We start from the raw sequence: 13,896 nt of genomic DNA, 5'->3' as shown, positions 1-13,896 counted from the left end.
CCGCTACCTCCCCGTTCCCCATGCCGGAGACACCCGCGGTGAGCCGAACCGTCGGTGGGGCGGAATAGACTCACCGGCGTGGCTGGCCGGATCCGTGACGTCGACATCGCGCTCGTGCGCGAGCGTTCCCCCATCGCCGATGTGATCGGCGAGCACATCCAGTTGCGCAACGCCGGAGGCGGCAACCTCAAGGGGCTGTGCCCGTTCCACGACGAGAAGACGCCGTCGTTCAACGTCACCCCCGAGCGCGGCATGTTCTTCTGCTTCGGCTGCTCCGAGGGCGGCGACGTGATCACGTTCGTCGAGAAGATCGAGCACCTCTCCTTCAGCGAGGCGGTCGAGCGGCTCGCCCAGCGGGCCGGCATCCAGCTCCAATACGAGCAGGGCGGCTACGCCCCGCGCCGCGACCACGGCGAGCGGGCCAGGCTGATCGAGGCGCACAAGGCGGCCGCCGAGTTCTACGCCGACAAGCTCATGAGCCCCGACGCGGCCCCAGGGCGGCGCTTCCTGTCCGAGCGCGGGTTCGAGCGGGCCGACGCCGAGACGTTCGGGGTGGGCTACGCGCCGGCCGAGTGGGAGGCGCTGACCCGCCATCTCCTCGGGCGCGGCTTCACCGTCGACGAGCTGGTCAAGGGCGGCCTGTCCAGAGAGGGCAGGCGCGGCCCCATCGACCGGTTCAGGGGCCGGCTGATCTGGCCGATCAGGGATGCCACCGGCGATGTGATCGGATTCGGCGCGCGGAAGTTGCTTGATTCCGATGACGGGCCGAAATATCTGAATACGCCTGACTCGCCGCTTTACAAGAAGAGCCAGGTCCTTTATGGAATCGATCTTGCGAAGCGCGAGATCTCCAAGCGCGCGCAGGCCGTGATCGTCGAGGGCTACACCGACGTGATGGCCTGCCATCTCGCCGGTGTGCCCACCGCCGTGGCCACCTGCGGCACCTCGTTCGGCGAGGAGCACATCAAGATCCTGCGGCGTTTCCTGCTCGACCAGGCCGAGTTCCGCGGCGAGGTCATCTTCACCTTCGACGGCGACGCGGCGGGCCAGAAGGCGGCGCTGCGGGCGTTCGCCGACGAGCAGAAGTTCGTCACGCAGACCTACGTCGCCGTGCAGGGCGACGGGCTCGACCCGTGCGACCTGCGCGTCAAGCAGGGCGACGCGGCCGTGCGCGACCTGATCGCGAGCCGCGAGCCGCTGTTCCAGTTCGCGATCAGGAGCACGATCTCCCGCTACGACCTGCGCAGCAACGAAGGCAAGATCGCCGCGCTCGACGCCGCCGCGCCCATCGTGGCCGGCATCAAGGACCCGGGGCTGCGCAAGCGCTACGCCATCGACCTCGACCGCTGGCTCGGATTCATGGACGAGCGGTTCGTCATGCAGCGCATCTCCGAGGTCTCGGGCGCCCAGCAGGGCCGCCCCCGGCGCGCCCCGCAGGCGGCTCCGGTCGATCCGAGCATCCGGGTCGAGGGCGAGCTGCTCAAGCTCGCCGTGCAGCGGCCCGCGCTGCTCGGGCCGCGCTTCGACGCGCTTGACGCGCAGGCGTTCACCACCCCTGAGCACTCGGCGCTGCACCAGGTCATCGTGGCCGCGGGCGGCGTCGTCTCGGCCGGTCACGGCGGGCGCGAGTGGGTCGACCGGCTGATGGAGCAGGCCCACGAGGAGAGCACGCGCGCGCTGGTGACCAGGTTCGCGGTCGAGCCCATCCACGCCGACGCCCACGCCGAGCAGCGCTACGCCAACGACATCATGGCCGCGGCCGAGGCGATGCCGGTCGATCGGGCGATCGCCCAGGTCAAGTCCCGCATCCAGCGGCTCAACCCGGTCGAGGAGCAGCAGGAGTACAACAAGCTGTTCGGCGAGCTGGTCGCGCTGGAGCAGCAGCGCCGGGTGCTGCGCGACCGCGTCGCGGGCGGCTGAGCCCGGCTCACTCAGGTAACAGTTCGGCTGCGATCAACGCGCCGAAACAGGGCGGTTGACCAGGGAATGTGGCGCGGTCCAATGCCGGACAAAGCAGATGGACAACGTGACGAAGGCAGCGAGAGAGATGCGCCCGGCCAGACGGCGGCGTCGGGCGCGTGATTCCAGACCGCGTAATTGACTTTACTTTCCTGATCAAACTCGGGCCAAACCTTAAAGCGATCTCAATTCGGCAAAGACGAGGGCCTTACCTTCGGTGACAAAAATGGGTCTGCCATTTGATGGAACCAATACTGCAGACTGTCCTTCGTGGGTGCATCGGTGCTGCCAAGTGGACCGCCATCCGTAGATCAGGTGGCGGACCTCGTCGCGAAGGGAAGGGAGCGCGGGAGCGTAACCGTCGATGACGTCGCAGCCGCGCTTGACCGATCCGAGTTGCCGTCCGACGCGCTGGAACGCGTCGTACGCATGCTCGCCGAGAACGGCGTGGAGGTCCTCGAGCCGCAGGGCGACGAGGAATCCACCCGCGCCGATGAGGAGGACGTAGGCAAGCGGGCGCCGACCAGCGATCTCGTCCGTATCTACCTGAGAGAGATCGGCCGGGTGCCCCTGCTGACCGCTGAGGAGGAGGTGGAGCTCGCCAAGTCGATCGAAGCCGGTCTGTTCGCCGAGGACAAACTGGCCAACGGGGTCTCGCGTCTGGCCTTCCCTGAGTTCAGGGAGCTCGTCTGGCAGGGCACGCGGGCCAAACAGCGGCTCATCGAAGCCAACCTCAGGCTCGTGGTGTCCATCGCCAAGCGGTACGTGGGCCGCGGCATGTTGTTCCTGGACCTGATCCAGGAGGGAAATCTCGGCCTCATCCGGGCGGTCGAGAAGTTCGACTACACCAAGGGTTACAAGTTCTCCACCTACGCCACCTGGTGGATCCGCCAGGCGATCACGCGGGCCATCGCCGACCAGGCGCGGACCATCCGCATCCCCGTGCACATGGTGGAGACCATCAACAAGCTCGTCAGGGTGCAGCGGCAGCTCCACCAGGATCTCGGCCGCGAGCCGATCCCCGAGGAGATCGCCAAGGAGATGGATCTCCCGGTCGACCGGGTGGTCGAGATCCAGCGCATCGCCCAGGAGCCCGTGTCGCTGCAGTCGCCGATCGGCGAGGAGGACTCCGACCTCGGTGACTTCATCGAGGACGCCGACGCGGTCGTGCCGATGGAGGCCGCGGCCTTCATCATGCTGCAGGACCAGCTCGACGACATCCTGGCCACGCTCTCCGACCGGGAGCAGCGCATCATCCAGCTCCGCTTCGGCCTGGCCGACGGCCATCCGCGCACGCTGGAGGAGGTGGGCAGGGAGTTCGGCGTCACGCGGGAGCGCATCCGGCAGATCGAGTCGAAGACGCTGGCCAAGCTCCGCCACCCGACGCGCGCGCAGATGCTGCGGGACTACCTGGATTGATCACGGGGCAAAGGGGACGGCCACGGCCGTCCCCTTTCCCCTGCTCAGGAGCAGCCCTCGAACTGCGGCACCGCGACCGTGCCCAGCTGGAGCCCGGACTTGCCGAACCACTTCTTCAGCAGTTCCGCGGCGGTCCCGTCCTGGTACATCGCGGTGATCGCCCGGTTGACCGCCTCGCAGCCCGGTACGTCGCCCTTCGGCAGGCCCACCCCGGTGCGCTGCTCGTTGAACTGCGCGTTGTTCAGCCGCAGCCCCGAGCCGTCCTGCTCGGCCAGCCCGGCGAGGATCACGTCGTTGGTGGTGACCGCGTCCACCTGGCCGCCCTTGAGCGCCGTCAGGCACTGCGCGTAGTCGCGTACCGGCACGACCCGCGCGGCCACGCCGCGCTCGGTCACGACCCGCTGGGCCGCGTTCGAGCCCTGCACCTCGCAGATGCGCCGGCCCTCGAGGTCGCGCACGTCCGCGATCCGCTCGTCCTTCCTGCTCAGGATGTCCTGGTACGAGATGTGGTACGGGCCGGCGAACAGCACCCGCTGCTTGCGGTCCTGGTCGATCGTGAACGTGGCCAGCACCATGTCGGCCCGACCGCTGCTCAGCACCTTCTCCCGGTCGGCGGCCAGCACGCCGACGAAGGAGAACTCCTTGCCCAGCTTGCCCGCGACGTAGCGGGCCACGTCCACGTCGAAGCCGTCGTATCCGCCTTCCGACGTCCTGAACCCGACCGACGGCAGGTCGGAGCGCACCCCGATGACCAGCTTGTCCTTGTCGAGGATCGACTCCTGCCCGTTCATCCCGCAGCCCGTGACCGCCACCGCGGCCAGGAGCAGCACCACCGCGAGCGCCCGCTTCACCGGTACTCCTTGAGTCGTGGCCACACCCCGGCGATCACCAGCAGCCCGATCGCGCCGATGGCGTAGGGGAGCAGCCGCCACAGGTTGTCCAGCGCGCCCTCGCCCGCCGCGATGGCCTGCCTGAACACCTTCTGATGGGTCTCGGTCAGGCCGACCAGCGCCTTGTCGTAGGCGTTGAACGCGGCCGTGACGGGCCCGATGCGGGCCTCGACGGCCTCGCTGGGCGTGGCGTGCCGGGCCAGCGTGCGGAACCTGTTGTCCTGCGCCTGGAAGGCCCGGTAGGCGTCGAAGACCGCCGCCCCCTGGGAGCCGACCAGCTCGGGCCCCAGCAGACCGAGGAAGTCCTTCGAGCCGGTGCGCATCTCGCCGTGGTAGCCGGTCAGGTTGCCCACGTCGTAGTAGAGGACGGTCAGCGACTTGTCCAGATACGTGTGCTCGTAGGTGTCGGCCCGCTCCTTGTCCAGCAGGAAGCGGCTCTGGTCGCCCTGCATGCTGTTGCTGATCGCGCGCGCCTTCGCGAGCGTCAGCACCGAGTCGAACCCGGCCGACTTGGCGGTCCGCAGCGCCTGCTCGTCCTGGCCCAGCACGTGCACCCCGAACCCCAGCGCCACCGCGGTCGTCACGGTCGCCACCACGAGCGCGGGACCGAACACCCGGCGGAAGCGCCGCGCCAGGAACACCTGCATCCAGATCAGGCAGCCCAGCGCGACCAGCCCGGCCACCACGACCGCGACGCGCAGCAGCGGCACCATGACGGCCTTGTCGTCGTAGGTGGCGCGCACGATCGTGCCGCTCTCCAAGGTCAGGTTGTACGCCTGCGGCAGCAGCACCTGCCGCATGAGGTCGGTGGCCTGCCGGTAAGTGCGAACCACGTTCTCGGGCGGCGCCCCCGGAGCGTGGCCGGCCTGCTGGTCGAGCAGCAGCGCCTGCCCGGCGAGCCGCTCGTAGCGGCCGAGCCCGTCCAGTACCGACTGCACGGTGGTGCGCTCGGCCGCGTTGTCGCCGGACAGCTCGAACGCCTTCAGCAGCGCCTGCCCCGCCTCGGCCCGCCGCGCGTCGTAGCGGGCCAGCGCCGCCCGGCGTTGCTCGGCATACTCCTTGCCCATCACCAGCACGTTCGCGACCTGCGCGTCCATGTCGCTCAGCGCCAGGTAGAGCCCGGCGGTGGCGACGACCTGCGGGCCGGCGTCGCGGCCGATCACCCGCAGGCCCTCGCGGGCGGTGGAGCTGCCGACGGCGAGCGCGACGAACAGCAGCGCCAGCGAGGCGACGGTGACGCCGGAGATGACGCGGATGCGGCCGGGCACGCTGCGCCGCCGTACGGGCTTCGACACGGTGACCGCCGCGAGCGCGCTCGGCGGGGTCTGCACCATCGTCATGGCGTGCCCTCCCTGATGGTGATCACCGTCCACGCGCCCAGATGGATCCGGTCGCCGGGACCGATCCTGGTCGGCACGTTGACCTGCAGCGTGCGGCCGTTGACCTGGGTGCCGTTGGACGAGCCCGGGTCCACCAGCAGCCACGAGCCGTCGGGCTGCGCCAGCAGCACCGCGTGCAGGTGGGAGACGCCGGGGTCCTCGGGCGGCCCGGTCAGGTCGATCTCGGGCACGAGGTTCCTGGCGCGGCTGCGCCGCCCGATGCGTACCTGGTCGCCGTGCAGCGGGAACGAGCGCTCGGGACAGTACGGCGGGAACGCCATCACCGCGGCGTCAGGCCCGCCCTCGGCGACCACTTTCTCGTAGTACGTACGGTCGGCGGCGGTCACGGCCTCCCACCTGACCCCCGCCACCGGCGCGGCCACGGGCGCGGCGCCGGTGAAGTCGTGGCCGCACACCTCGCAGAACTGCCCGGCACGCGGCGTCCGGCAGACCGGGCAGCCCTCAGCAGGCGGGGACGGGGGCTGGGACTGGGGCTGGGGCTGGGATTGTGGCTGAGGGGCCGGTCGGGACGCCGGCCGGGCCGGTCCTGCCATCTGGATGCCGCAGACGTCGCAGTAGTCGTCGGCCCCCGACGGGTGCCCCTGCGGGCAGGTCGCCATCAGCTTCCTTCCTTGCGCAGCCGGCTCGTCCGCACCGACCCGGTGTCCAGCTCGATCTCGTCCGCCTTGTCCACGGCCCGCCGCAGCCGCGCGGTGCCGGTGGCCGGATCGACCTCCACCACCTTCTCCAGCAGCCGGGCGGTGTCCTCGCGGCCCGACTCGGCGGCCAGCCGGTGCGCCTTGGCCAGCCGCGCGGTGGCGGTGTCGGTGTCGCCCATCGCGCGGGCGCTCAGCCCGTCCTGGATCAGGTCGTGCAGCTCGGCCTGGCCGGTGTAGTGGGCGACCTTGCCGTTGATGCGGGTGGACTGCGCCAGGTCGTCCGTCCACTGCGCCAGCACGTTGCCGCTGGCCACGACCTCCTGCGTGTCGGGGCGTACCAGCTTGACCCAGCCCGCCCTGATCTCCTGCCCGATCTGGCCCTGCGGCACCTCGACGCAGATGTGGTACTCGCGCTCCTCCTGCCCCCACGAGCCGGTCGGGTAGTCGCCGGTCAGCGGGTTGACGTCGGTGCGCTTGCCGGTCAGGTCGAGCAGCGTGGGCGAGACCTGTTTGACGAACTTCAGCCGCGCCGCCTGCGGCACCCACACGCGCAGCGCCAGGTCGGGCACGGTCTTGCTCATCGAGGTCTGCGTGAGCCTGCGGAAGTACTCCGGCAGGTCCCCCTGGTTGCGTACGAAGTCGAAGGTGCCCAGCATCGCCTCGGCCACCTTGCGCAGCTCGGCCGGCACCCAGTCGTCGCCGACGCCCAGGCTGTCGACCACGAACTTGCCGCTCCACGCCGCCAGCACGTCGGCGAACGTGTCGTCGCTCTGGTTGTTCTGCCCGTCGGTCATCAGCAGCGCGTGCTTGATCGCCGAGGGGTGCGCGGTCAGCAGGTGACCGGCCAGCTTGATCCACTCGCCGATCGCGGTGCCGCCGTGGGCGCTCAGCCGGGCGATGGCCCGCTCCGCCTCGGCCCTGGTCGCCGGGCTCGCCATGGCCAGGTGGTCACCGGACGGGGGATAGACGACCTTGGCCCGGTTCGTCCCGGACACCACGGCGAAGTGCACCCCGTCGCGCAGCGTCTGCACCGCCGTCACCGCCGCCATCCGCGCTTCGCGGATCTTGCTGCCGCTCATCGAACCCGACGTGTCCACGATGATGACCTCGGCCGCCTCCGTCGCCGACGTCCGCACGGTCGCCGTGCCGGTCGCGCCGACGGTCAGGATCGCGTGCACCTCGCGGCCGTCAAGGGACAGGTACTTGTTCTGGTCGATGGTCAGCGTGAAGGCCGGCTGGTCACTCATGGGGGTCTCCTAGGGGGATCACGACAATGGTCACGTTGTCCTGGCCGCCGGAGTCGAGCGCGTGGCGCAGCATCTCGCGCGCCATCTCGGCCGGGGTGCCGGACGTGGGGAAGGCGTAGCCGTCCAGATAGCGCCACAGGCCGTCGCTGCACACCAGCAGCAGGCCGGGCCCCTGCGGGGTGCTCCGGGGGGTGAACGTGCGCATGTGCGGCGCCGCCGTGTCGGCGTCGGCTCCGAGCCAGGCGGTGATCTCGCCGGTCGGCACCACGTCGTCCTCGGTCAGCAGCTCGCCGCCGGGCAGCAGGTACGCCCGCGTGTCCCCGGCCCACGCCAGCCGCACCCTGCCGCCGGGCTCGGCCACGACCGAGACGTACGTACAGGCCGGGGCGTCGTCCAGGGAGGTCGCGAGCTTGGTCACCGCGCGCCCGGCCAGCGCGAACGCCTCCTCGTCCGGCAGCCCCCTGGCCAGGGCCGCCGCCGCTGTCTCGACGGCCACCGCGGACGCCTCGTCGGCCCTGGGCGAGCTGCCGACGCCGTCGCACACCACGCTCACGATCGAAGCGCCGGCTTCACGCAGCGCCATCGCGTCCTCGTTGCGGGCCCGCCGCAGCCCCCGGTCGGTCACCGCCGCCGCGCCGCCGGGCAGCACCAGCTCGGCGTGGTCGCGTCCGGTCGGCTGGCGCACCCCGCACCGCTCGCAGTAGCCGTCGGCGTCCACCGCCGCCGCCCCGCACGCCGCGCAGGCGGGCGCGCCCAGCGGATGCCCGCACGCCTCGCAGTACGTGTCGCCGGCCACCACGGGCCGCTCGCAGACCGGACACATCGCGCCCATCACCACCACGTCCTCGGCCGCACGGAGTTGGCCAGGTCGATGAAGGCGTGCCGCTCCTGCCGGGAGTCGGCCTGCACGGCCAGCCTGCGGTAGATCGACTCCAGCCGCCTGCGCAGCCCCTGCGCGGTGAACGGCGCCCCGCCGAGCCGCATGCCCTTCGGCGGTGCCGGTGGATCGGTCTCCAGCCAGGACAGCGCGCCGCCCAGCAACTCGGCGGTGAGCACGTCGCGGTGCCGCGCGTCCAGGCCCTTCTGGTTGCTCACCCGGTCGACCGCGGCCACCAGGTCGGAGGGCTGCAGCCCGGTCAGGTCCGGCCGTCGTACGACCGAGGCCGCCAGCGCCACCTGGGCCGCCACCCGGTAGACCGACGTCGCGGGCACCTCGTCCAGCACCTCCATCCGGCCCGACCTGGCCAGCCCGAAGGCCGCGCTGACGTAGGCGCGGTCGGTGCGCCAGACGACGTCGTACCAGGTGGCCGCCGGCCGGCCCGCGCACTCCAGCGCGAAGGCCAGCGCCAGCTTCGGCGCAAGCTCGCCGGGCAGCGCGGACAAGCACGCGTCGAAGCACGCCACCGCCAGGTCCGCCTGGCCGGCGGCCAGCGCCAGCGCCCCGCGGTACCAGGTGACCCGCCAGTCGCCGGGCAGCTCGCGCTCCAGCTCGTCCAGCACCGCGGGGGCCTCGGCGGACGCCTCCTCGGCCAGCAGCCGCACCCGCATCAGCTTCGTCTCCGGCGTCTGCGGCATGCCGGCGAGCTGCGCGATCAGCTCAGGCCCCTCGCTGCCGAGCAGGCCGGCCAGCGCGCCCGCCGCCGGGTCGCCGGGGTCCGTCAGCGGCACCGGCAGCGCCGCCGCTGCCGCCATCGGGTCGAGCGGCCCGAACACCCGCTCATCCGACTCCGACAGCGCCGTGCCGACCGCCGTGCGCTCAGGCCCGAACAGCGTGGAAGGCGCCGGGTACGGCACCCCGTCCTCCAGCGCGCTGACCTCCCGCAGCACGCCGACGAGCTGCTCCTCCATCTCCCACGCGCTCTGGAACCTGGCGGCCGGATCCGCCGCCGTCGCCCGCCGCAGCAGCCGGGTGAACGACGGATGCCCGCAGTCCTCGGGCAGCGGGTTCGGCACGCCGCCCGACGCCGGGCTGAACCCCGAGATCGTCAGCACCGCCAGCGTCCGCGCCACCGTGTAGAGGTCGGAGGCCACCGACGACGGCCGCGACTCCAGCTCGGGCGCGTGGTAGCCGGGCGTCACCCACGACGAGCCCACCGGCGAGCCGAACGGCTGCACCGCGCCCAGGTCGATGAGCTTGAGCCGCTTGCCGACCCTGATCACGTTCGCCGGCTTGAGGTCGCAGTAGACCAGTCCCTGCTCGTGCAGGTAGCCGAAGGCGTGCAGGAGCTCCCTGCCGTACATCAGGACCTCGCGCAGCGGCAGCGGGCCCTGGCGGCGCAGCTCGTGCAGGGACTGGCCGCCGACGTACTCCATGACGATGTAGCCGAGGCCGGCCGAGCGCTGGAAGTTGAAGATCTTGACGATGTTCGGGTGGTCGACCGTGGTGAGGAACTTCCGCTCGGCCTCCGCCGCCGCCAGCGCCTCCGCGTCCATGGTGTTGAGCAGGCCCTTGAGCACCACCCAGCGGCCGTCCAGGTTCTCGTCGGAGGCGAGGTAGATCCAGCCGAGCCCGCCGTGCGCCAGGCAGCCCAGCACGCGGTACTGGCCCGCCACCAGGTCGCCCTTGGCCAGCTTCGGGGTGAAGGAGAACTGCGTGCGGCAGTGCGGGCAGAACCCGTCCGTCAGCCCTGGACGTCCCTCGCGGGAGCGGCCCACCGGCTTGCCGCACGCCGGGTTCGCGCAATACCGCTTCTCCTCCGGCACCTGCGGGTCGGCCATCACCGCCGTCGCGGGGTCGCGGTAGGGGATCGACGGCAGGTCCGCGATCGTGGCCAGCACGCCCGCCCGCGACCTGCCGCTGCTCGACGGCGAGCTGACCGACCTGCTCACCGGCCTCGTCTGTAAGGGGACGGACGCGGGGCCGGTGGGAAGGGGAGCCGGGCTCTCCGCGGTGCCGCAGAGGTCGCAGTAGCCCTCCTCGATCGTTCCAGTGCAGCCGGGCTGCGCGCAGCGGCTCATCACTTACCTCCGTGGATCGCGCGCTGGTAGTCGTCGACGGCCGCGGCCGCCCTCGTGAGATCGCACGGGGCGCTCCAGAGCAGGGCGCGCGCCCGCTCGTACCGCTCTGCCGCCGCTGGGTCCTCGGCCAGCCCCTTCCGTACGGCCATCGCCTGGCACGCGCCGAGCCGCCCGCGCAGCTCGTCACGCCGGCCCACCAGGCCGTACAGGGCCTTGGCAGTGGTCCGCGCCCGCTCCTCGGCGGCACGGACATCGCTCTCCAGGGCCGTCAGTCGCTTGGCCCGCAGCACCCAGGGGTCGGCCGAGACGTCCAGCGCGGCCAGCTCAGCCGCCAGCGCCTCGACCCTGCTGCGCGGCTGAGCCTGCGGCGGCAGGGCGATCTTCACGACGACCGCGCCGTGGGCCAGCCGCTCCTCGCTCTCCGCCGCGCGTACGTGGTCGAGCGCCGCCACCAGGTTCTCGCGGCGCACGGCGTACTCGGCCTTGACCACGATCGCCTGCTCGTGCTCCGCCCGGCCGGCGGCCAGCAGTCCCGCTATCCGGTCGAGCTCAGGACCGGCGGCGGAGCCCAGCGGGTCCTCGACGACCGCCGCCCGCAACCGCGCCAGCTCCGCCTCCTCGGCGGCGAACACCGTCTCGGGCTCCGCGCTCTCGCCCAGCTCGCGGGCCAGCTCCCTGACCCGGCGCAGGTCGGCGGCGGCCTCGTCGAGCCGGGGGAGTAACGCGTTCCACACCGCGTCGATGTCGTTGAGCGCGCCCGTGACCTCCTGGAAGGCGGTGTCCATCCGGCTCACGGTCGCGTCGAGCGTCAGCCGCTCGTCGGCCTCGGGACGCAGCGAGCGCCGCTCGACCGGCTTGGCCGCCGCGCGCAGCACCACCGACTCGCCCGCCAGCAGCTCGGTGAGTCGCGCGAGCTGGTCCGTTCCCAGCCGGCCGCGGCTCGCCCTGACCTGCTCCGCCTCGCGCAGCACGGCGCGGTAGGCGTCGTACAGGGACCACAGATCGGCCAGCGACTCCCGCGCAGCGGCCCAGCGCCGCTCGGTGGCGCCGCGTAACGACGCGTCCTTGAGCAGCCGGTAGGTGGTGTGGGATTCGAGGTCGAGCAGGTCGCCGGAGATGCGGTCGCGTTCGTCCGCGCGGGCCCGCAGGGCATGATCGGCGCCCTCGCGGCTCATTGGTGGTCCCAGGCTCATCACGCTCCCCGTGAGGAGGCCCCCCGATGCCCCGTTTATACCGCCACAACGGCGGGTTCGACGGCTTTAGGTCGTTTAGCTAGGGGGACCCCTGACTTGTCCCTGATCTAACCCCATGTCGCCTGCAATTGACTTAACGATCTCTTAGCGTTTCAGGCATGGGACGTGTACTTCTGATCATCGCGGCCGTCGTCGCCGCGCTCCTGCTGCTCGGCCCCCTCGTGGGCTTCGTCTTCACCCTGCTCAAGTGGGCGCTCGTCATCGCCGCCGTCCTCTTCGGCGTCGCCTTCCTGTCGAAGGTGCTCAAGAGGACATAGCGTCAGCGGGTTTCCGCGGTCATAGTTGGATGATGGAGGCGCGGCCGGCAGTCGACGACGCCGCGCTCGGGCGCGAGGCCCTGGGCGTGCTCGAGGCGAACTGGACGGGCGCCGGCACCGTGCCCGCACCGGGGCTCTATCCCCACCAGTGGAGCTGGGACTCCGCGTTCATCGTGATCGGTCTGGCCAGGCACCGGCCGGACCGCGCCCGAGACGAGCTGCTCAGCCTGCTGCGCGGCCAGTGGGCGACCGGCATGGTGCCGCACATCGTGTTCCACACCCGCGAGGCGTACTTCCCCGGGCCCTCCGTCTGGCGCTCCCAGGAGCACGACGCCGCGCCGGGCGTGCTCACCTCGGGGCTCACCGCGCCGCCCCTGCACGGGCTGGCGCTGTGGTGGCTCTACCGGCACACCGGCGACGCCGCGTTCGTCCGGGCGACGTACCCGGCGATCGCCGCCCAGCACGACTACCTCGCCGCCACCCGCGACCTCGGCGGCGCGGGCCTGGCCGCGATCGTGCACCCGTGGGAGTCGGGCATGGACGACAGCCCGGCCTGGGACGAGCCGCTCGCCGCCGTGCCCGCCATCCGGTACGGCAACCGCCCCGTCGAGATGGAGGAGCGCCACCCCGGCAGCGACCACGACCGCTACGTCTGGCTCGCCCTGCACTACCGCGACGCCGGCTACAGCCCCGGCTACCTGCGCGACGAGCATCCGTTCGCGGTCGAGGACCCGATGTTCAACGGCATCTGGCTGGCCTCCTGCCAGGCCATGGCCGAGCTGGCGCCGCTCGCCGGCGCCGACCCCGCGCCGCAGCTCGAACGGGCGGAACGCATCAGGCACGCGCTGCTCGACCGGCTCTGGGACGGCTGCTTCTTCGCCAGGGACCTGCGCGCCGACCGGCTCATCAGGGTGTGCACGGTCGGCGCGTTCGGCCCGCTGCTCGATCCAGGGCTGTCCGCCGAGCATGTCCAGGCGGCCGTCGAGGTGCTCGAATCGGCCCGGTTCATGGGGGCCACCGGCTATCCCGTGCCGAGCTGCGAGATCCGCGCCGCCCAGTTCGACCGCACCCGCTACTGGCGCGGCCCCTCCTGGGTGAACACCAACTGGCTGCTGCGCAGGGCGGCCACCGTGCACTCGCTCGACCACCTCGGCCGCCAGCTCGCCCACGGCACCCTCCGCCTCGTCCGCCAGGCCGGGTTCCGCGAATGCTTCGACCCCTTCGACGGCAGCGGGCGCGGCTGCCGCGACTTCTCCTGGAGTGCGGCGCTCACCCTCGACCTGCTCGCGGATAACGTGGTGCAATGAGCCTTTTCCGCCGGCTGCCCGCCGACGTGCGCACCTCGCTGAAGACGGAGCGCGGCGAGCGGGTGCTGACCTTCGCCGCCTCCGCCGACGGCCACGTCGTCGCCACCAACCTCGCCCTCCACCTGTCCGACGGCACGCGGGTGCCGTACGAGGAGATCGACCGGGCGTCGTGGGACGAGACGGGCGTCAGCGTCCTCACCACCGGCGGCGAACGCCACGTCGAGCACATCGCCGAGCCGCGGCTGCTGCCCGAGACCGTGCGCGAGCGGGTCAACTCCACGATCGTGGTCAACAAGCACGTCAGCCTGCCGGGCAGGGGAGGGGTGCGGCTGGTGGCCCGGCGTCCGCCCGGCGGTGAGGTGCTCGGCTGGACGCTCGTCTTCGACGACGGCCTCGACCCCACCGACCCCGGCTTGCGCGCCCAGGCCGAGCAGGCGCTGGAGGGCGTACGGCGGAGCATGGGCGTCTGACCCCTAGGGCGCGTTTCAGAAGTGGTGGGCTCATAGCCAGGTGTCGATCACGGCGATGTGGACGGTCGCTTCGTAGCGCACGGCCAGCTTGTCGAACC

At 71.6% G+C, this 13,896-nt stretch carries 13 protein-coding genes; 6 read left to right on the top strand and 7 right to left on the bottom strand.

Features of this window, described 5'->3' with window-relative positions; all coding sequences use genetic code 11:
• Nucleotides 1-78 precede the first annotated feature (78 nt).
• Nucleotides 79-1,920, top strand: a complete 1,842-nt coding sequence (gene dnaG / locus AB0K28_RS32570; protein ID WP_345399407.1) for a DNA primase — start codon at nt 79-81, stop codon at nt 1,918-1,920.
• A gap of 321 nt (nt 1,921-2,241) precedes the next feature.
• Nucleotides 2,242-3,378, top strand: a complete 1,137-nt coding sequence (rpoD, locus tag AB0K28_RS32565; RefSeq protein WP_043627522.1) for an RNA polymerase sigma factor RpoD — start codon at nt 2,242-2,244, stop codon at nt 3,376-3,378.
• A 44-nt stretch (nt 3,379-3,422) separates the two neighbouring features.
• On the opposite strand, the gene AB0K28_RS32560 is transcribed toward rpoD, so the two are convergent.
• The 6 genes from AB0K28_RS32560 to AB0K28_RS32535 are packed head-to-tail and all read right to left on the bottom strand — an operon-like array spanning nt 3,423 to nt 10,331.
• The gene (locus AB0K28_RS32560) at nt 3,423-4,229 is read right to left on the bottom strand and encodes a transporter substrate-binding domain-containing protein (protein WP_364377550.1); all 807 of its coding nucleotides are present in this window, start codon (nt 4,227-4,229) and stop codon (nt 3,423-3,425) included.
• On the bottom strand, nt 4,226-5,608 hold the full coding sequence (locus AB0K28_RS32555) for a hypothetical protein (RefSeq protein ID WP_364377548.1): 1,383 nt from the start codon (nt 5,606-5,608) through the stop codon (nt 4,226-4,228). Before AB0K28_RS32555 ends, AB0K28_RS32560 begins: the two co-directional genes overlap by 4 nt.
• A complete protein-coding gene (locus tag AB0K28_RS32550; RefSeq protein ID WP_364377546.1) occupies nt 5,605-6,267 on the bottom strand; it encodes an FHA domain-containing protein in 663 nt (220 codons plus the stop codon). Before AB0K28_RS32550 ends, AB0K28_RS32555 begins: the two co-directional genes overlap by 4 nt.
• The gene (locus AB0K28_RS32545; RefSeq protein WP_364377544.1) at nt 6,267-7,553 is read right to left on the bottom strand and encodes a VWA domain-containing protein; all 1,287 of its coding nucleotides are present in this window, start codon (nt 7,551-7,553) and stop codon (nt 6,267-6,269) included. The genes AB0K28_RS32550 and AB0K28_RS32545 overlap by 1 nt, the downstream gene beginning before the upstream one ends.
• Complete coding sequence (locus AB0K28_RS32540) at nt 7,546-8,385, bottom strand: protein phosphatase 2C domain-containing protein (protein WP_364377542.1); 840 nt, start codon at nt 8,383-8,385, stop codon at nt 7,546-7,548. Before AB0K28_RS32540 ends, AB0K28_RS32545 begins: the two co-directional genes overlap by 8 nt.
• Entirely contained in the window at nt 8,385-10,331 is a 1,947-nt protein-coding gene (locus AB0K28_RS32535) for a tetratricopeptide repeat protein (RefSeq protein WP_364377540.1), read from the bottom strand. Before AB0K28_RS32535 ends, AB0K28_RS32540 begins: the two co-directional genes overlap by 1 nt.
• On the opposite strand from AB0K28_RS32535, the gene AB0K28_RS32530 reads away from it, so the two are divergent.
• Nucleotides 10,321-10,464 (top strand): hypothetical protein, encoded by a 144-nt coding sequence (locus AB0K28_RS32530; RefSeq protein ID WP_345399434.1) that lies wholly within the window; start codon nt 10,321-10,323, stop codon nt 10,462-10,464. The genes AB0K28_RS32535 and AB0K28_RS32530 overlap by 11 nt on opposite strands.
• Before the next feature lie 46 nt (nt 10,465-10,510).
• Here the strand turns inward: AB0K28_RS32530 and AB0K28_RS32525 are convergent, their stop codons facing one another.
• A complete protein-coding gene (locus AB0K28_RS32525) occupies nt 10,511-11,686 on the bottom strand; it encodes a hypothetical protein (protein WP_364377538.1) in 1,176 nt (391 codons plus the stop codon).
• Between the two features lie 176 nt (nt 11,687-11,862).
• Between AB0K28_RS32525 and AB0K28_RS32520 the strand changes: the two genes are divergently transcribed.
• Genes AB0K28_RS32520 through AB0K28_RS32510 form a run of 3 tightly spaced genes read left to right on the top strand, consistent with a single transcriptional unit; the run spans nt 11,863 to nt 13,798 of the window.
• Nucleotides 11,863-12,021 carry a hypothetical protein gene (locus tag AB0K28_RS32520; protein ID WP_345399440.1) on the top strand — a complete coding sequence of 53 codons (159 nt, stop codon included), beginning with the start codon at nt 11,863-11,865 and terminating at the stop codon, nt 12,019-12,021.
• 29 nt (nt 12,022-12,050) lie between these two features.
• Nucleotides 12,051-13,328, top strand: a complete 1,278-nt coding sequence (locus tag AB0K28_RS32515) for a hypothetical protein (protein ID WP_364377536.1) — start codon at nt 12,051-12,053, stop codon at nt 13,326-13,328.
• Entirely contained in the window at nt 13,325-13,798 is a 474-nt protein-coding gene (locus tag AB0K28_RS32510) for a hypothetical protein (RefSeq protein ID WP_355420417.1), read from the top strand. The genes AB0K28_RS32515 and AB0K28_RS32510 overlap by 4 nt, the downstream gene beginning before the upstream one ends.
• Nucleotides 13,799-13,896 lie beyond the last annotated feature (98 nt).

It is taken from the genome of Nonomuraea sp. NPDC049504, from assembly GCF_040676845.1.
GTDB classification, from domain to species: Bacteria; Actinomycetota; Actinomycetes; order Streptosporangiales; family Streptosporangiaceae; genus Nonomuraea; species Nonomuraea salmonea.
This window is presented reverse-complemented; position numbering and strand designations above follow the sequence as displayed.